The organism is Paenibacillus kobensis NBRC 15729 (genome assembly GCF_004000825.1).
GTDB lineage: Bacteria > Bacillota > Bacilli > Paenibacillales > Paenibacillaceae > Paenibacillus_T > Paenibacillus_T kobensis.
This window is the reverse complement of record NZ_BILZ01000001.1, coordinates 22,435-38,997: the sequence shown is the minus strand read 5'-3', so window position 1 is coordinate 38,997 and position 16,563 is coordinate 22,435. Positions and strand designations below refer to the sequence as shown.

Here is a 16,563-nt window from a genome sequence, read left to right as displayed (position 1 = left end):
GTCAAATCACAGTTATTTCGCGGAATGTCCTCCGCCTGTCTCGGCAGCGCCTGCCGGACCTTGCGTCTTGTCGCCTCCGAGGCCGAACACATGCACTTTGGGCTTCGATCCGCCCGTTGTAAATACGATGTACTCCTTGTCGTCGACCGTAAAGATCGATGGAGCAGCCTGCACGTTATCCCCTGATGTCTGGAAAGTCCAGATCACCTTGCCTGCCTTAATATCAAGCGCATTAATCTTGCCGTCCAATTCTCCGAAGAACGCAAGGCCTGAATCGGTGCTCGTCAAGCCGCCGCGCTGCGCATCCGTCGTCTTGATCTGATAAGCTTGCTTGCCGGTGTCTACGTTAATCGCGGTGACCGTACCGAAAGCTTTGACATTAGGCACCTCTTCCATCCCCGTGCCGAAAGCTGCCGCTCCGGGAAAATCCGGAGTAGCCGCTTCCGCCTCGGTTTTCGCCGATTTGTAAAGGGTAGGTGACTCGATGCCCGGAATCAAGACGTAATTCGTTGCCGGATCATAGGATTCCGGCGCGTAGTTTTCCCCGCCTAGCACGCCCGGATAGCTGACCGTGCCTTCTGGCGTAGGATCCTTTTTATCGATCTTAGCGAAAGGAATACCATCCCAGACGACATCCCCGGAAGCGGCATCCCAAGCAAACCACAGACCGGACTTGCCGCCTTGGACGACAAGCTTTTTCTTCTGTCCTTTGACAGAGGCGTTTATAATCATCGGTGAGGCTGCCGCGTCATAGTCCCACAAGTCGTGGCTGACTTCCTGCTTCGCCCATACCAACTTGCCTGTCATCGCGTTAACGGCTACGACCGAGTCGGTGTTCGGGTTCGCTCCGGGGCGATTGGCACCGTAGAAATCAGGAGCCGGATTGCCCGTCGCAAAGTACATGAGGTCGGTCTGCTCGTCGATCGCAACGGGATTCCACACCGTTCCTCCTCCTTGGAACTTACTGTTCGCCAGCCAATCCTGGCCTTTAGGCGGCACGGTCCAGAACGGTGCATCCCAGGCCGGCGTCAAATCGCTCGCCTTATACGCTGCTACGAAGCCTCGGACGCCGTTATCGCTGCCGCTGCTTCCGATATAGACGTTGCCTTTGTAGTATTGTGGAGCGGTCGTCTCATAATAGCCATTCTCGAGTGTAACACCGTCTATGGAGTCGCCAAGCTTGACCATTTTCACCAGCGCACCGGTCTTCTGATCCAAGGAAATCAACGAGTTATCGACTGCCAGCATAAACACTTTGCCCTCGCCTACCGCTACGCCTCGGTTCGCGATAATGCCCGCTTTCGAGAAACTGGCAGCTTGCTCGGCCTCCGGTTTCCAATGCCAAATTGTCTTCCCCGTCACGGCATCTAACGCGAACACTTGGTTACCCGATGTCGTTAAGTAGATGACCCCATCGATCACGACGGGATAGGACTGATTTCCGTTTTTGACATCAGCGTCAAGCTTCTTCAGCTCCGCGGACCAGATGACGCCAAGATCTTTGACATTATCAGCGGAAATCTCCGTGAAAGGGACATGGCGGTTATTGTCCAGCGTATAGCCATAGGAGCCCCAATTCTTAAAGGATGTGCCAGTTACGCCGGTTTCGGACGGCGTTTTGGTGGTCTCTTCTGGCGTTGGCGAAGGTGTTCCATTGTTTTCGTTCTTGTTTCCGGCACAAGCACTAAGCAGCAATAATACAGCAAGCGCCGCTCCTAATCTCGAATGCATTTTAGTCAAGGTCTATAACCTCCAGATGGATATGTGTGCGGCTTCGTGATTCATTAGAAAACCTGCTTCACGAAATCTTCGTTAATTAAGGTATTTCCTAATTAGCTTTAATTATGTAAAGGAAGCCGATTCACCCTCCATCCTTTCGTCAACGTCAAAAAGAGCCCTCCCGACTTCCTATTAGGAAGAGAAGGGCTCTCGAACATGTATTCTGTTGCGCAATATTAAGATCGAATATCGGAATGCGTTGCGTTCTTGGTATCGAAGGAATCGACCGGTTCCTTGTCATTCTGTATTTCGAAGAGTTTCCCGAGTTTCCAGCCGATTCCGATATTCACCACCGCCATCGCCCCGAATAGGACAAAGTCTCCCCAAGGCTCTGGAAGCAGCAGATCGGCCAGGAGCCAACCGCCGGTCGCCGAGACGCCCATCAACACACCTTTCGCAGGCGAAGTCAACGTTACTTTAGCCATTCGCACACCTCCGTTTGCAAGCTTCGCACAGACTAGATCGTTCTTACTTCCCTACACCGATTGTATGTTGGGGACAAGAGCGATTATGCTCGGAAAAAGAATGCTTCCTCTAGGATTAGTTCAGCAAGCAACGGGTATAATAGCAACGATTAACTCTAGGAGGAATCTACGCGACATGAGACTAAATTACAGCAAGTTATGTATGATTCTCGCGCTACTCGCCCTCTTCGCACTAAGCGCATGCGGCAAATCGAACGACAACAACTCGAACACGCCTTCGACACCGTCTCAGAGCGAGGGCGGCGGAGCTACACAAGAAATTACAGAAAATGCCGTCAACTGGTCGTTCAGCCAGCCCGAGATCAAAGCCAAGGTTGGCGACACCATTAAGCTCACCTTGAATAACGAAAAGGGCGTTCACGGATTGCAGATTGAGGATCTGGGCGTGAATCTTAAGAACGGCGAAACCGCAACGATCAAATTGGACAAAGCCGGAACATATGAGTTTCATTGCAGCATTCAATGCGGACAAGGCCATGACAATATGGTGGGACAGATTATAGTCGAATAATAGGAAAGAGAAATATCTCAAAATACAACAAAAAGAAGTGAAGCCGTCATCGGTTTCACTTCTTTTTACATCATTCAAATCAGATCGTTGAAATCGTCTATTTTTCTTGTATCGGGTTATTAGCTTATACCGATTAGACCAACATACATACGATGTTCCCAAGTACATTAAAGGGGAAGATGATATGAGGCTGCACCTGAAACAGCCAAATGCATTCTTGTCTTCCGCGAGACCGAACAGTGTCAGCGAGGAACCGCCTCGCACTGCCCTCGCTCTATTGCTGCGGCAACTTGACCAGTACCTCATATTCGGAGCCTGACTGCAAACGTTCAAGAACGCCTGATTCAACTAACTCGCCGTTCAAGTACACTTCCGTCATCTGCACGCCTGCATACCGCTTCATCTCGATATTTAACCGCGCCCCTCTAAACTCGCGCTTCACGGAAGCTTCTTGCCATTCCGTTGGCAGCTGAGGCTTGATTTGCAATCCGGACGGGCTTCCCTGCAATCCGAACAGACCGTCGATCAAGCAGCGGTATACCCAAGCCGTCGTCCCTGTATTGAACAAATGACTGGAACGCCCCGCGGTGCGTGGAAATTGCCGATAAGCTCCACGATAATAATTGGGGATAAATACAGGAAGTTGGCCCCGCCGAACGATATCTTCGTGATTCGGGCCAGGTAACATTTTGCGAAGCAGCCGATAAGCATTATCTTGTTGTTCCCCCGCCGCATAAAGACCGAAGATATAAAACGCGGCTGCATGATTATAGACCGCTCCGTTCTCAGCTGTCCCCGGATGCTTCTGCGTCACCCGTCCAACATCCTCCCGCATGGCCGTGTAGGAAGGAGCTAGCTTCTCCACACCGTATGGGGTTTCCAATTGCTCCTCTACGGACCGAATGAGCTTCTCTTTCCTCTCGTCATCCGCAGCTCCGCTTAACAGCGCCCAACCTTGCGGGTTAATAAAGATGCGGCCTTCCTTGTCTTCCTTAACCCCGAAAGCTACGTTGTCGTCCGTAATGCCTCGCACATACCACTCGCCATCCCACAGATAGCGGTTAACAACAGCATTCGTCTCCTCTGCAGCCAATCGGAACGTTTGTCCAGCCTCCATCCGGCCGCCTGCCTCGCAAATATCCGCCCAAATATTAAACGCATATGCAGTCGCAATCGTCAGCCAACCGGATACGCCTTTGCCTCGGACGCCGACCATATTCATAGGATCGCACCAGTCGCCTTGATGAATATAGTTAAGCCCGCGCTCATCACGGTCTCTCATCAGATAATGCATAGCCCGGTCGATATGCTCTGCGACGGTCGCCAATTCCTCGCTGTCCGCATACGGAACCTTCTCGTCCAACAACGAATAGTCGTTCGTCTCATCCAAATATGCGCTTATGCAAATGGGCAGCCAGACGTTATGATCCGAATGCGGCACTTGGTTGATATACTTTAATTCGGCTTCCTCGTGCAACAGAATGCCGTCCGGCATGCCTCCGTCCGCGTTTTGCTGGCTTAATGCCGTCAGGAAAGACTCTCTTGCGATTCGAGAATTGATATAGCTCATGCCCATATGATCTTGCAGATAGTTCCGCGTCTGAGGGTCCGTCGTGAGCCGGTTCGTTTTGCCGTGATAATACATTTGGCGCGGCAGCCAGTGATTGATGAAGTTATCGAAGTCTGCGTCTGGCGTGCGGATCTCGAGGCATCCTTGGCCTTCGCTCACATATTCGGCGTATTCCCACTCTGCTTTCTCGAAACCGTTTTCGACGTCGACAGCATTAGATTCCATGAAATATTTCCGGCGGATCTGTGCAATCTCATCTTCGTCCTTAGCCGGACCAAATAGAAAACGATATTCGCTCTCCTCGCCCGGCTCCAATTCCATACGGTATTGCAGTACCGCAGCCGGCATTTCATACCGGGCGTCTCCGTTGCCCAGCGTCTCGCTCTCTATGGAGCTCGGACGTACAAGCCCGCCTTCTCCTTCGAACGCTTCCTGGCTCGCTTCCCAAGCATAGGGCTTCCGATCGGCAAGGAGATAGGTTTTGTCCTTCAGCAGTTTGATCTTGTCGTACTCTTTATACTTCTGATATGGCGTAATCGAAGAGCATACGATCGCCTGCAAGGCCTCGTTGTACTCGCCGGATTGATTCATCCACGACATGTAGCCGACGGTAAAATACGGGTAGATGCTGATGTTCCGCTTGCTCATCGAAACGTTCTTGACCTTGATCCGCCACAGCTCAATCGCATCCTCTTTGGGCAGGCTCAAGCTCATTTCGACAGCTACTCCGTCCTGTTCGATGTTCCAGACGATCCGATGTTTGCCTACCTCAAACGTATAACGATCGTAAAGCGAACGCACTGGCTCGTAAGGCGCAGAGAAAAGCCGGCCGTTTGTTTCGTCTTTGACATAAACGAACCGGCCCGGATGATGAGCGTAGTATGGTTGTTCCGGCTGCATGAACGATTTCGCTTCCAAATTCGGCGCATGGGAATATTTCGCCGGTTCCGGTTGCATGAATTGCGACGTCGCGTAGCCGCGGCAATTCAACTGAATCATCATTTTCTCGTTCCACAGAAATCCCGAAGCTTTGGGCAGAACCGTAGGACTTGTAAGGATGTAATATTCGTTGTCTTCAGATGCTCCAATCATTGGCGAGCCTCCACTCTTCTAATCTATACGATCATCTTATTATGCCTAGTTCTTTCTTCCAATGCAATGACAGACTAGTCCATTGACTGTCAAGTGGATTTTCTTTGGATCAGTTTCAGATTCAGCTGATTTGTACTCGAAACTTGCTGATCGTGCAGCTGAAGAAACAGTAATTCTGCCGCCATTATCCCTAGTTCTACGATCGGCTGATCAATCGTCGACAGCTCTACAACTTCGGAGATAGGCTGATTATCGAACCCAATGACGGCAAAGCCGTCTGGCACTGGTATCCCTTGTATGCGGGCCTCATATAGAATCCCCGCTGCCACATAATCGCTTCCGACTACAATGGCGGTTGGCCGATGGGACTGACGGAACAATTGCCTTGCTACCTGGATACCGTCTTCGATCGTATAATTTCCATCAAAGTACCAACTCGCATTCCAACCTAACTGATAGTTCTGTTGATATTGAAAGAAGGCTTGGGCTCTCTTGATCCCAACGCCACTCTTCGCATTTCCTATGCATAGGCCGATATTCTGATGTCCCTGTTCCCTCAGATGATCCAGAGCCAATTGGATGCCAGCTTCGTGGTTAACCGATACGCTTGCCATTTTGTCGCACCCGGAAGCTTCACAACAGACAATCTTGCCGTAATTCGACAGTTCATCAAGTACATGCGGCGGGCTTATGGCAGAACCTAATAGGAGTCCGTCGACGAGTTTATATTTAAGCTGGTTAAAAAAATGGAGTTCTTGATTGAGGTCATTATTAGACTGATGCAGCAGCAGGCTGTATCGATAACGGTTGCATACTTCGCCTATGCCGGCAATCAACTGACTGAAGAACGGATGATCGATCTTAGGAACTATGACGCCTAATACGTTTGTTCTTCCCTTGGAAAGATGGACAGCATTAAAGTTGGGCACATACTGCAGCTCTTGGATCGCTTGCAGTACAGCATCTCGTTTATCTGCTTTGACATACGGGTGATGATTGAGAACTCTAGATACGGTTGTTCGAGAAACCTTCGCTTTCTGAGCGATTTCGGATATCGTCGTCATCATCATTTCTCCTCATTAACCGCTGTCTGGGCTACTGGACTTGAGAAACCAATCTTGTGAAGAAGTTTATCGAAGACATGAATTAACACGCCTATACCTAACATGACGATGATCGTTCCAACGCCAACCGGTCCTTTAAGGATAATTGCTAAGATAAGAGCGGCGGCTTCGCCGATTGTTTTGGTCATGTAGATTTGCCAACCCGTACGCTCTGTAACCGCAAGCATTAGTTCGTCATTCGGAACGGAAGGCAATTGGGCTCGCAAATAGAACGAGATGCCCGCCGCCAATATACTTAAGCCTGCCAGAAACAAAATCCATTGATGCAGTGCTCCGTTCACCTTCAGAAAGGTGAGCACTTTCAAATTTAAGAGATCAACGAAGAAGCCAATAATCACAATAGGTATGGCACCCGTTACATTCGGCAGCCTCATTCTTATGATACCATTAATGAGAATGATGACTCCTCCAACAATAAAAACCCATGATCCTACGGTAAGGCCTACTTTATCGGTCAACGCCACATTCAGTGCATCCCATGGAGCAACCCCTATATTGGCTTTAATCATACATACAACACCGAACGATAGGATAAACAACCCTACGATATAGATCAGACTACGCTTCATCATAATTCCATTCCCTCATTTCCCGCTATATCGAACTCATGAGGATTGTAGGGTATGAAACGCGTTTCAGAGCAAGCTATTTTTGTGCTGGACAGTCACCGGTCTATGCGTTAGCGTACCCATGCATTTTCATCTTGTTTCCATCCGGATCGTAGAAGTGAAATTCCCAATAAGGTCCCCCTGGGTTGGTTAATGGATCTACTTTAACGGATTTACTCTGTAAGTGTTGATAGAGCTTCTGTATATCATCGGTCTGAAAGTCTATGACGGCGTAAGGCGGAAGGGATTTCTCATTCGATTGGATCAAGGCAAGCTCCGTTTCATCCCCGTTGATAGATAAAAATATCATACCGTCAATCTGATCCAAACGTGTTATGCCTAAATTTTCCTCGTACCATACTGCAGCTTTATTTACATCCGTAACATGCTGCCACAATATTGTCTTGCCATTAAGGTATTGATTCACAACCTTCTCGTCTGTACCCGAGCCTGCAGCGGTTGTGCAAGCCGTTATGGTCATGATGAGAACAACAAGTATGATGAGTGCGATCTTCCTCATAAACTTCTCCTGTCTATTGGTAGTTTGCAAATCCATGCATTTATATAGGTCAAATATAATCGATTCCAGTTGCATTGCGTTAACTATTCTTGCTATTAATTGAATTAAACTTGCTAGTTATCAACTCTATTCTGTCGATGTCATCCACAACAAAAAGGACCCTCGCAACGGCGAGGGTCCTTCGATTCATTGCTTCAGTTGGATGACACTGACGTTCGTGCTGACGGTTTCGATTGGGCGAGTTCCAACAGCCTGTTCTCCAGAAGCCATTGATTCTCGAGAATGTCCGTCAGCATCTCGTAGAGCACGTCATTCGTCACGGTGTCAGGTTTGCCTGATTGGCGCAGCTGATGAAGGCGTTCCGCCAGCTTCTGCGATTGCAGGCGCATTGGATTAGCAGGAATGTGAATATGATTGCGATGCAGGTTTCCTCTGCCTGGTTTGCCGATCCCCGGCGTCTCGCCGTCTCCCGTCGGGAGCGAATCGTCCTTCTTTTTAGCGGTCATCCGTAACCACCACCTTCAGCGTTTCTTCGCTTTCCAGATTGACCGTACGAACGAAGTATTCGCCCGGCTCCTCGCTCGTCAGCGTCAGTACGGCGATACCGTCCGTTCCTTTAACCACTTGCCGCAAGCCGTTTACTTCCACGATCACATCCTCGTCTCCGTCCGCGAAGCGAGGGAACTCCTCCGCGTCGGACAGATCCAACTTGATCGTGACGGTATCTTGGCCGTCCGCAGCGATGACAGTCTTGTCAGCGCTCATGATCGACATCGGGGGAATGAAGTTGCCGTTCACGTATCGATATGAGAACAAACTGTCATTCGCATACTGCGCCTCCGTAATGGGGACCATCGAGCCATTGCTTACGGGTCCTGACAGCTGGCTCAAGCCGATCACCTTGTTAGAACCGTTCATGCTGATTTGCGCGTAGTAATTAGGCATATTCGACTACCTCCCAGGAAACCCAAAAATATTGTGAGTCATACGCGGCCCTCATTTGAAGCTCCGTAGAGGAGTTCAAATGTGCGTCGATGCTGGCCGAATCGTATATATTTCCGATGCTTGTTGACCCGGTGTGACGGACATTAACGAACGATTTGCTCAGATTGACCGGAGAGATCGGTACAGTCATGATTTGCCACGTCTCGGTAGTCCAAAAAACCTTCCCCCGCTGCACGCTTTTGATTCCCACGCCGTTCCACCCCGTTCCGCTGTTGTATTCCAGATATCCGTTCGACGTCCGAAAGTCGATGCCGTCCACCTTGTCGGCGTTCGGCGCCTTGCCGGCGATTCGGGCCTGCAGGGCTGCGTTCATATAGATCGGCCCCGTCGAACAGCGCTGCGCTAGAATGAGCCGGTTCTTGGCATCGTAGTTCCGGCTGCCATCCGTCCAGACGGCTACCGAAGGATTAAGGAGAACCCCGTGGGCATGTGGGAAGTCCACATACAGATAGCCCCATTCCGGTAAGGCATAAATGCCTTTATTTACACGGAAATACGTGCCTGAAGCCGGGTTCATGACGGTGAGCGGCTCCGTCAGCGTCAGCTGTCCACTGCCGTTGTCAGAGATATCTGCTTCGGGAACAATCATGAGTCCTTGCAATCTGGCGTTCAGCCCCCAAGGACGAACGTCCTCCAGCGCATCCAGATCCACATTGCCGTGGAATCGGCTATAGACCGCCAGACAGGAGACGACCGCATCTCTGCCTTCGCTCCGCTCCATCACCGTGAAACGGATAAATTTGCAAGAAGCCGGTACCGGGTTGAATGGCAGAAACTGAAAAGGTTCGTAGATTTGTCCCGCATGCGTGTATACGCGCGTCCAAACCGTATTGTCCGGGCTGGCTTCAATGTAAAATTGGGTCGGGACCGTGCTCTGGTCCGAACCAACCCACGAACCGAAGGAGAGTCCCTCGAGCCGCATATACTCCTGGCCTAGATGAATCGTTAGCGATTGGGGCAGCGCCGTGGATACTGGTAGTGTCCACAGATGGCTGTCTCCCGCGAAGCCAGTCTGGAACGTGAAAGGCGTCGTCGGATTGCCGGTGACGTTTCCGCCGGTCACCGTCACTTTCTTGTATTTGGCGATGTTCGAGCTAAGGCCCGCAGACCGCAGGTGAACGCGTTCCACGCTGCCTTTAGCAAGTTTGTCACCTGTCACGGCTCCGGTTCCAAGCTTGTCGGATGTCACGGCACTGGATGCGAGCTTGTCGCTCGTTACAGCGCCGGAGGCGAGCTTGTCGGATGTCACGGCTCCGGATGCGAGACCTGACGCTCCGATTTGAGGCGCATCGCCGGGCTTCCCTGTATGGCGATGCCCTTCGTTATCGTGAAACAGCCGGTCTGTCGCTTCGATGTTCTCGTTCTGCGCGAGACGGCGCACCGTCTCGCTCGCTTCGAACGTTCTCAGGCCGCTAGGTAAATTAGGCATTGTTGTCGTACTCCTTTCTAAGGCTTCCATACTTCCAGATCGTCCCATGTCATGTTCATGGCATCGAGACGATCCCACGTCAGCGCCGCTGCATCCAGCTCTTCCCAGCGCAAGTAGGTATATTCGAACCGTACGTTCAGGTGAGCAGGCAGAATCTCTCGGACGGCGTCCTTCACGTCGTCCACGTTAGGCGGCCTGCCCCGCTTGCCGATGAACGTAACGACGACTTCGTAATTCTCGAAGTCTTCGCGGACGCTCACTTCGCCGTTCTCGAACGCGTCGACGACCTCGTGAATGACGGGAACCGTCACCGTTCCCGCGCCGCGCATCTTGGATAGGATGACCGAGCGCCGTTGATCATCCGGCTTGCCCTCCTGGATGGGCAGGCCGCAGATCTCCTCCCAGATGTCCAAGCCCCAGGTGGCCGACAGGACGAAGAACTGGTCCAGCACGTCGCGAAGCCGCTCCTGATAGTCGAACAGCTCCGCCGCTTCGCGGCTGGTAAGATTGGCGACGATATGCGAATCCGCGTAATACTTTGGCAGAGCATCCAGCATACCGAGAGCAATAGCTTGAGATTTAGGCGACTCAGGTGACTCAGATAACACTAAAGTTCACCGTCCCGACGACCGCCACATGATCTTCAAGGATGGTCAAGTTCTCCTCGCCGCCGTTCAGCGTCATATCCTTGAAGTCGACGACCGATTCGATGCCAAGCAGCAAGCCTAGTACGCGAATATATCGAACAACTGGATCCCGGAACGCTAGATCCGCCAAGTGCGCCTCAAGGTTAGCGGCGAACTGGGCCTTCACTTCTTCGAGATCTGCGCCCGGTTCCAGCTTAAGCTTCGCGGATACGGCGACCGCGTCCTCCTTGGCCGGAACGACTGTGACGCAGGCGCCTACCGGCCGCCGTTCCTCGACCGCCTTCCGCACATTGTTAACAGTCTCGTCGGAAGGCTCGCGCTTGTCGCTCGAGAGGAGCGCCAGCTTCACGGTACCATTGCCGTCCCAGACGGGGAATACCTTCACGTCACCGACCCCCTTCACCTCCATCGCCCATTGGCGGTAATGCCAGGCGTTGCCGCTCGTCGCCGGCCGCCGGACCCGGTCGTAGTAGCGCTGGAGGAGCGCTTCGTCCGATTCAGCGTCGGACCCGTTCTTGAACGCATTCTCGTTCCCGACCGACACGATGCCAGTCAGATCGCCCTGGATCAGCCGGATTCGGCCGACAGCCACGTTGCCGGCTGCCCCTCCTTCCCGCGCCTCTGCGTCGACCGTGGCCGTACCGTTCTCTAGGAAAGCCTGCTCAGTCGTGACGTAGAAGATTGGGGCCATGTCATCGGTCGAGACGACGGTGCCCGCAGGCACGATCGTGCCTTTCGGCGCGGTGAACGTCACACGCCCTACCGCTTTAACGCTGGCAAGACGCGAGAGTCCCATTTCTGCAACGCGCAGATCCAGGTAGCGCGAGGGCTGCTCGGGGGAGGCAAATCCGGATCGCAGCACGTTATCCAGCTCGATGTAGGCCTGAGCCAGCTCGATTGCTGCCGGCGAGAGCAGATCGAACGTTACGGAGCCTGGGCGCTGGTCGATATCGGGAGGCGAAGCGTCCAGCATGCGCTGCAGGATCGCCTTCTTCGTTTGTTGCTCATACATTACCGATCGCTACCTCCTCTTTCAATGTGAGATGACCGCTCTTCACGGTGAAGGCAATGAACAACATGTCGCCTTCCCGGCGAATGTCGAATCCGCCGACATCTTGGATGCGTTCATCCGCGAGCAGCGCTTCCCGGACGGCGCGCTTGATTTCGAGATTCAGAAGCTCGGGTGACAACACTTCGCCGAGCAGTCGCTCGAGCTCGCATCCGTACTGGCCGTCATAGATCAAGTATCGGTAGCGTGCGGTTGCGATCGTCTTGCGGATCGCTTGGCGCAGCGCCTCATCGCCGTCGATCATGACGGGACGCAGCAGCTCGTCGCCGTCAAAGTCAAGGGCGTACGTCCGGGATGGCGAAGGTGGCGCAGCGATCTGGACGACGCGCTCCTCCCTTGGTTGCAGCGGCGAGAGCGCCATCAGTACGTCACCACCCGTTCTAGTACGACGTACGTTTGGTCCTGCTTGATCCCCATGACGAGGACACGATCGCCTTTCTTCAGTTCGTCCAGGAATTCCAGTTCCGCTTTTTCGGCAGTAAAGTCCGCGTTGGAGAGGCTGATGGCACTAAAAACAAGGGCAGCATTGCCTGTATAATTCACTGCAACATTTAATCCGGACGGCGGCGTATCGGACGGCAATTTTAAATTGGATGCCGAGATCTTCGCCTTCCCCTCGCTCTTCAGGTTCACCTGCCGCTTGTGCCGCGTGAGCGACTGCGCTACGATCAGGTCGTCCTTCTCGAGATCCACGCTCATGTGGTCGATCCGGATCTTCAGATCGGGCGGAGCAGACGTGACGGTGGCGAGCTCAACGTTCACGTCCGAATTGTGGCCGAGCGTGCGGATTAAGCTGACGAGCTGGCTCGCGCCCGAGCCTTCGATTCTCATGATGGTTTTGCCCCCTTCTTGTCTTCGTATTCCATCTTCGGCAGATCGTCCGTCGCGGACAGCGTGAGCGACATCCGGTGGGACCCGCCCTCGAATGCATGCTCATCTGCCGAGACGTAATACCCGCCGCGGATCCCGGTCATCGATTCGCTGACGTAGATTGCTGAACCGGACGTCACGTCAGCGATCCCGAGGCACTCAAGCCTCGCTTCGTCGCCGATTGTCGCGAGATCCTTCAGCCGCTGCTTCGCGAGCTGCTCCATTCGGGAAGGCGTCATATCCTGCTCCGGTTTCTCCAGATGCTGCATGGTACCGTACAGCCGGGTCAGCTCGGGATCTTTGGCACTCGCGGACACTGCCTTCTTCTCCGGGTCGCCTCCTATCACCTTGACCTGCGTACGCATATCCTCGATCGATTGCGAATAGCTTGCGCTGAGGATGTTGGATCCGTTCTCGAGCACCCAGCGGACCTCTTGGTCCTTACGGGCCAAGAGATGGAGCTTACCCTCGCGGGAGACGATATAGAACCGCTTGCCGTTCTGCTTCTCGGAGACGGTGAGCGAGGTGATCATCATCTCGTACAGCGTCTTGTCGCGATAGATCAGCTTCGGAATGATGAAGCCCGTATCGTCGATCTGCCCCATCGGTATCGCATATTGGTTGCACAGACGTTTGACGATGGATGAGGCCGATTGATTGCGGAAAATTTGCGTATCTTTATTTTTGGTTAAGTAAATGTTCTCGTCGTAAGCCGTCAAGGACATCTGGCCGCCGGCATCGATCTCATCCGCGAAGATGATCCCGCGGAATAGCTCCTTGCCGTCTGATAAGAGGCTCAGCTCGGCACCTTTGTCGAACTGAAGGAAACGTTCTTTGCCATTGCGTGTATTGGCGAGTTCAACGACCAGCTTACGCGCCGCCTGTTGGATATCCCCTGACCACTTTACCGTCTTCACGACGGGATTCAGCTCATAGGGCCCCCGATCCTTGTCGCCATAGATTACCGTCCAAGTCATCGCGGCACCGCCAGCACTTGGCCGGGGTAAATCCGGTTCGGATCTTTACCGATCTGCGTCCGGTTCGCCTCGTAGATTTCCCGCCACCGGTCGCCATCGCCAAGCGTCCGCTGCGCGATCTTCCAGAGCGTGTCGCGCGGGACGACGACATAGCTGAGCGGCGGTTGCCTGTTGTCGGCGCGTCCAGATCCGTCCAGGACGGTTCGTTTGCCTTTCGCAGAATCGACCTGACGGAATGAGACATAGACGTATTGTTTCAGTTCGAGCTCGAAATAAATATCGCCCGGGCTGCCCGCACGTTCTCGATAGCTGAAGGATCGAATCGTGACGGGGGTCTCGACCTCCGTTCCGGTCACGGCGAATTGCACCGGCCGGCCCCCGCGCATCCAGCGTTCGATCATTAAGGCGGATTGCCAAGGATCGGGGAGATCGGAATATTCGCAGTATCCGGGGTGATAATCACGAGGAAAAAAAGAAGAGATCGCGTATTCGCTCAAGACCGGATCGCCGAAAATCGTATACTCGCCGAGCTGCGACACTTTCACGTCGTCGTAGCCGTACGCTGTCTTGATCGTCAGTTGGTCGGGATTGACGGGGAATCGGAATCGTTCTTCGTCGGCCGTCAGCCAGAATTGCATCGTCGCCATTATGCCATCAGCCCTCCCGCGATCCTGATCTCTCGCGCCAGCGCTCTCGCGATGGCATCGATATCGGAGGGCTGGTTGACGTTGAACGTATTGCCGGTGATCGTGATACTTGCCGAGCCGCTTCCCTCGGACGGTATCTTGTTCTCACCCGTTGGCATCACGTTCTCCCCTTTGCGCGTCCGGACGGCCATGCCGTCGAACGGCATGTAATCGAGGCCTTTATAAAGTTCTGTCGAAGTCTTCGGAGCGGCTGTTAATGCCTTCGGTGAAGCTGTTATTGCCTTCGGAGCAGCTGTTAATGCCTCCGGAGCGGCTGCGACCTTCTTCGGATCGAATTCAAAGTTCTTCGGATCGACTGCGACAGTCTTCGAAGCGACTGTGACCGTCTTCAGCTCGTCTGAACCGCCGAACAATGCCTTGATTTTTTTCGGAATCGCTTGGATGAACTCCCAGAATTCCATAAAACTTTCCTTCAAGTAGCTGACTATATCGTCCCAGTGCGAGCTCAGATAGCCGAAGGCAGCACCAATCAAGCCTACGACCGCGATGATCGCGAGCAGCGGCCACATGGCAGCAATCGTTGCCGCCGCGGTTGCGAGCAGACTCGGGACGAACAGCAAGAGCAGCACGCCGGCGATGGCTTTGATTGCCGGACCGAACACGTTCGCGTTGTCCATCATGTAGGACAGCCCGTTGCTGAACATCTGCGCAACCGGGAATATCGCTTCGCCAAGCTTCAGCAGCACCTCGCCGACTGGTGCCAGCGCCAGCGTAATCCGATTCTTCATCTCACCCCAACGCTCGCCGAAGCCCATTGCGGCTTGGGATTGCTTATCCAGAATCCCGCTAGAGCCTTGAAGTGCAGCCATTGCACCCTTAAACTCGACTTGACCGCCTTGAAGCGCAACGGCAAGGTCACGACCGACGGATGCGCCGAACCGGTCGGAAGCCATCCGCGTGGCGTCGAATAGATAGCTCGCGTTTTTCAGCTGCTCCCCGAAGCCCTCCACGCCGTTGCCATCGAGGAACGCTTTCTTCAGCCCGTCGCCAAGTCCTTGGAGATCAGCGTCTTGCCACTTCGCGAGAAGCGCGATAGACTGATCCAACCCAAGACCCATTTGCTTCAGCGGCCCGCCGGACTCCTGGAACCGCTTCATGAGGACGTCCATCCCGACGCCAGAAGCCTTGCTCGCGGCATAGAAGCGATCCAACAGCAGCGCACCGTCTTCTGCACTTAAGCCCCACGCTTTCATCGCCCCGGCTGCCGCGGACGCGATGTCCGCACTTTTGCCGCCCGTCAACTGAGCCGCGTTCAAGGTCGCCTTGGTGAGATTCTCAAGCGTTCCGTAGGTCGCGCCTGTGCTCTTGTGCAAGTCCGACAGCGACTCCGCGATCTCCTCCATGCTTTGCGGTGCGGTCGCGGCGACACGCTTGAACGAGCCCATCAGTTCGTTAAGCTGATCTCCGGTTGCCCCAGTCTTCTGGCTGATCGTGCTGAACGCGCCGCCCACCTCACTGGCTGCATCCATTCCGGCCCCGCTGAGCTGGCCTAAGATGCCGACGACGCCCAGTCCAACTTCCTCCATCTGCGCCATGGCGCCGCTCATTTTTTCGGCCGCAGGACCTGCCTTGAAGAACGGAGAAGCCTTTTGTATAAAGTTTCCCGCATGCTTCAGGACGAATGCTCCTTTACCCGAGGGTGCTTGATTCGGACTGCTCTGTGAAGCCGCTTGATTCGGAGTGGCCTGCGAAACCGGGCTGAAGAACGCTTTCAAGCCTTCGCTTGCCTTGGGGTATTTTTGCTCGAATTTGGCTTTCATTTTCGTCCACACCGACGTCTTGACCGGAGCAAGTGTATTCGAGGGCGACGCGGCGAGCACTTGGTTCGTCTGCGTACCCGCTGTTTGGATCAGCTGCATCGCTTGCGTCGTTTTCTGGATTACTTTCTCCAGAGCCTCGAATTGACTCGTCATGTTGCTCAGTTGCTTGGCCAGCTTGTCGACTTCGTTGCTTGCCTTGGCCATATGCCTCTTCCCTCCCCTCCTTGGCACGGTCCGTTAACCGCGCTTCGATTTACGGGCGGCTTGTTCCTGCACCTTGCGGGCACGCTCCTCTTCCTCTAGCTGCAGCATCATCGAAGCATACATGAATCGCTTCGTCCCGTCGTCCTTGTTGAACACTTCGTCCGGAGGGAGATGGTGCCTCTGGAAGATCAGATGCAGCAGGAACG

17 protein-coding genes are annotated in these 16,563 nt (G+C 53.6%); 1 reads left to right on the top strand and 16 read right to left on the bottom strand.

Annotation, left to right across the window (positions count from 1 at the left end):
* Nucleotides 1-12: 12 nt before the first annotated feature.
* Together PKO01S_RS00130 and PKO01S_RS00125 are read right to left on the bottom strand one after the other, a co-directional pair.
* Nucleotides 13-1,731: a pyrroloquinoline quinone-dependent dehydrogenase gene (locus PKO01S_RS00130; protein ID WP_246070404.1), complete on the bottom strand. Its 1,719-nt coding sequence runs from the start codon at nucleotides 1,729-1,731 to the stop codon at nucleotides 13-15.
* Nucleotides 1,732-1,955: 224 nt separating this feature from the next.
* On the bottom strand, nucleotides 1,956-2,204 hold the full coding sequence (locus PKO01S_RS00125) for a hypothetical protein (RefSeq protein ID WP_127529255.1): 249 nt from the start codon (nucleotides 2,202-2,204) through the stop codon (nucleotides 1,956-1,958).
* 175 nt (nucleotides 2,205-2,379) lie between these two features.
* Between PKO01S_RS00125 and PKO01S_RS00120 the strand changes: the two genes are divergently transcribed.
* Entirely contained in the window at nucleotides 2,380-2,775 is a 396-nt protein-coding gene (locus PKO01S_RS00120; protein WP_246070381.1) for a cupredoxin domain-containing protein, read from the top strand.
* Between the two features lie 274 nt (nucleotides 2,776-3,049).
* On the opposite strand, the gene PKO01S_RS00115 is transcribed toward PKO01S_RS00120, so the two are convergent.
* The 14 genes from PKO01S_RS00115 to PKO01S_RS00050 form a co-directional block, all read right to left on the bottom strand.
* The gene (locus PKO01S_RS00115; RefSeq protein WP_127529254.1) at nucleotides 3,050-5,437 is read right to left on the bottom strand and encodes a GH36-type glycosyl hydrolase domain-containing protein; all 2,388 of its coding nucleotides are present in this window, start codon (nucleotides 5,435-5,437) and stop codon (nucleotides 3,050-3,052) included.
* Nucleotides 5,438-5,526: 89 nt separating this feature from the next.
* Nucleotides 5,527-6,501, bottom strand: a complete 975-nt coding sequence (locus PKO01S_RS00110; RefSeq protein WP_127529253.1) for a LacI family DNA-binding transcriptional regulator — start codon at nucleotides 6,499-6,501, stop codon at nucleotides 5,527-5,529.
* A gap of 2 nt (nucleotides 6,502-6,503) precedes the next feature.
* The gene (locus PKO01S_RS00105; protein WP_246070380.1) at nucleotides 6,504-7,070 is read right to left on the bottom strand and encodes a YczE/YyaS/YitT family protein; all 567 of its coding nucleotides are present in this window, start codon (nucleotides 7,068-7,070) and stop codon (nucleotides 6,504-6,506) included.
* 163 nt (nucleotides 7,071-7,233) lie between these two features.
* Nucleotides 7,234-7,689 (bottom strand): VOC family protein, encoded by a 456-nt coding sequence (locus PKO01S_RS00100; RefSeq protein ID WP_164779394.1) that lies wholly within the window; start codon nucleotides 7,687-7,689, stop codon nucleotides 7,234-7,236.
* A 194-nt stretch (nucleotides 7,690-7,883) separates the two neighbouring features.
* Nucleotides 7,884-8,195 carry a hypothetical protein gene (locus tag PKO01S_RS00095; RefSeq protein ID WP_127529250.1) on the bottom strand — a complete coding sequence of 104 codons (312 nt, stop codon included), beginning with the start codon at nucleotides 8,193-8,195 and terminating at the stop codon, nucleotides 7,884-7,886.
* Nucleotides 8,185-8,634 carry an Ig-like domain-containing protein gene (locus PKO01S_RS00090; protein ID WP_127529249.1) on the bottom strand — a complete coding sequence of 150 codons (450 nt, stop codon included), beginning with the start codon at nucleotides 8,632-8,634 and terminating at the stop codon, nucleotides 8,185-8,187. Before PKO01S_RS00090 ends, PKO01S_RS00095 begins: the two co-directional genes overlap by 11 nt.
* Nucleotides 8,627-10,123, bottom strand: coding sequence for a hypothetical protein (locus tag PKO01S_RS00085; RefSeq protein ID WP_127529248.1), 1,497 nt, complete (start codon nucleotides 10,121-10,123; stop codon nucleotides 8,627-8,629). The genes PKO01S_RS00090 and PKO01S_RS00085 overlap by 8 nt, the downstream gene beginning before the upstream one ends.
* Nucleotides 10,124-10,140: 17 nt before the next feature.
* Complete coding sequence (locus tag PKO01S_RS00080) at nucleotides 10,141-10,731, bottom strand: putative phage tail protein (RefSeq protein ID WP_127529247.1); 591 nt, start codon at nucleotides 10,729-10,731, stop codon at nucleotides 10,141-10,143.
* Entirely contained in the window at nucleotides 10,721-11,782 is a 1,062-nt protein-coding gene (locus PKO01S_RS00075; protein ID WP_127529246.1) for a baseplate J/gp47 family protein, read from the bottom strand. Before PKO01S_RS00075 ends, PKO01S_RS00080 begins: the two co-directional genes overlap by 11 nt.
* Complete coding sequence (locus PKO01S_RS00070; protein ID WP_127529245.1) at nucleotides 11,775-12,200, bottom strand: DUF2634 domain-containing protein; 426 nt, start codon at nucleotides 12,198-12,200, stop codon at nucleotides 11,775-11,777. The genes PKO01S_RS00075 and PKO01S_RS00070 overlap by 8 nt, the downstream gene beginning before the upstream one ends.
* Nucleotides 12,200-12,670 carry a DUF2577 family protein gene (locus PKO01S_RS00065; protein ID WP_127529244.1) on the bottom strand — a complete coding sequence of 157 codons (471 nt, stop codon included), beginning with the start codon at nucleotides 12,668-12,670 and terminating at the stop codon, nucleotides 12,200-12,202. The genes PKO01S_RS00070 and PKO01S_RS00065 overlap by 1 nt, the downstream gene beginning before the upstream one ends.
* Nucleotides 12,667-13,686 (bottom strand): XkdQ/YqbQ family protein, encoded by a 1,020-nt coding sequence (locus tag PKO01S_RS00060; protein WP_127529243.1) that lies wholly within the window; start codon nucleotides 13,684-13,686, stop codon nucleotides 12,667-12,669. The genes PKO01S_RS00065 and PKO01S_RS00060 overlap by 4 nt, the downstream gene beginning before the upstream one ends.
* Complete coding sequence (locus PKO01S_RS00055; RefSeq protein WP_127529242.1) at nucleotides 13,683-14,333, bottom strand: LysM peptidoglycan-binding domain-containing protein; 651 nt, start codon at nucleotides 14,331-14,333, stop codon at nucleotides 13,683-13,685. The genes PKO01S_RS00060 and PKO01S_RS00055 overlap by 4 nt, the downstream gene beginning before the upstream one ends.
* A complete protein-coding gene (locus tag PKO01S_RS00050) occupies nucleotides 14,333-16,357 on the bottom strand; it encodes a phage tail tape measure protein (RefSeq protein ID WP_127529241.1) in 2,025 nt (674 codons plus the stop codon). The genes PKO01S_RS00055 and PKO01S_RS00050 overlap by 1 nt, the downstream gene beginning before the upstream one ends.
* Between the last annotated feature and the right edge of the window lie 206 nt (nucleotides 16,358-16,563).

Bases quoted from the DNA above. Each gene is read 5' to 3' on its own strand.
- PKO01S_RS00130 (WP_246070404.1), bottom strand. From the start codon at position 1,731: ATGCATTCGAGATTAGGAGCGGCGCTTGCTGTATTATTGCTGCTTAGT.
- PKO01S_RS00125 (WP_127529255.1), bottom strand. From the start codon at position 2,204: ATGGCTAAAGTAACGTTGACTTCGCCTGCGAAAGGTGTGTTGATGGGC.
- PKO01S_RS00120 (WP_246070381.1), top strand. From the start codon at position 2,380: ATGAGACTAAATTACAGCAAGTTATGTATGATTCTCGCGCTACTCGCC.
- PKO01S_RS00115 (WP_127529254.1), bottom strand. From the start codon at position 5,437: ATGATTGGAGCATCTGAAGACAACGAATATTACATCCTTACAAGTCCT.
- PKO01S_RS00110 (WP_127529253.1), bottom strand. From the start codon at position 6,501: ATGACGACGATATCCGAAATCGCTCAGAAAGCGAAGGTTTCTCGAACA.
- PKO01S_RS00105 (WP_246070380.1), bottom strand. From the start codon at position 7,070: ATGATTAAAGCCAATATAGGGGTTGCTCCATGGGATGCACTGAATGTG.
- PKO01S_RS00100 (WP_164779394.1), bottom strand. From the start codon at position 7,689: ATGAGGAAGATCGCACTCATCATACTTGTTGTTCTCATCATGACCATA.
- PKO01S_RS00095 (WP_127529250.1), bottom strand. From the start codon at position 8,195: ATGACCGCTAAAAAGAAGGACGATTCGCTCCCGACGGGAGACGGCGAG.
- PKO01S_RS00090 (WP_127529249.1), bottom strand. From the start codon at position 8,634: ATGCCTAATTACTACGCGCAAATCAGCATGAACGGTTCTAACAAGGTG.
- PKO01S_RS00085 (WP_127529248.1), bottom strand. From the start codon at position 10,123: ATGCCTAATTTACCTAGCGGCCTGAGAACGTTCGAAGCGAGCGAGACG.
- PKO01S_RS00075 (WP_127529246.1), bottom strand. From the start codon at position 11,782: ATGTATGAGCAACAAACGAAGAAGGCGATCCTGCAGCGCATGCTGGAC.
- PKO01S_RS00070 (WP_127529245.1), bottom strand. From the start codon at position 12,200: ATGGCGCTCTCGCCGCTGCAACCAAGGGAGGAGCGCGTCGTCCAGATC.
- PKO01S_RS00065 (WP_127529244.1), bottom strand. From the start codon at position 12,670: ATGAGAATCGAAGGCTCGGGCGCGAGCCAGCTCGTCAGCTTAATCCGC.
- PKO01S_RS00060 (WP_127529243.1), bottom strand. From the start codon at position 13,686: ATGACTTGGACGGTAATCTATGGCGACAAGGATCGGGGGCCCTATGAG.
- PKO01S_RS00055 (WP_127529242.1), bottom strand. From the start codon at position 14,333: ATGGCGACGATGCAATTCTGGCTGACGGCCGACGAAGAACGATTCCGA.
- PKO01S_RS00050 (WP_127529241.1), bottom strand. From the start codon at position 16,357: ATGGCCAAGGCAAGCAACGAAGTCGACAAGCTGGCCAAGCAACTGAGC.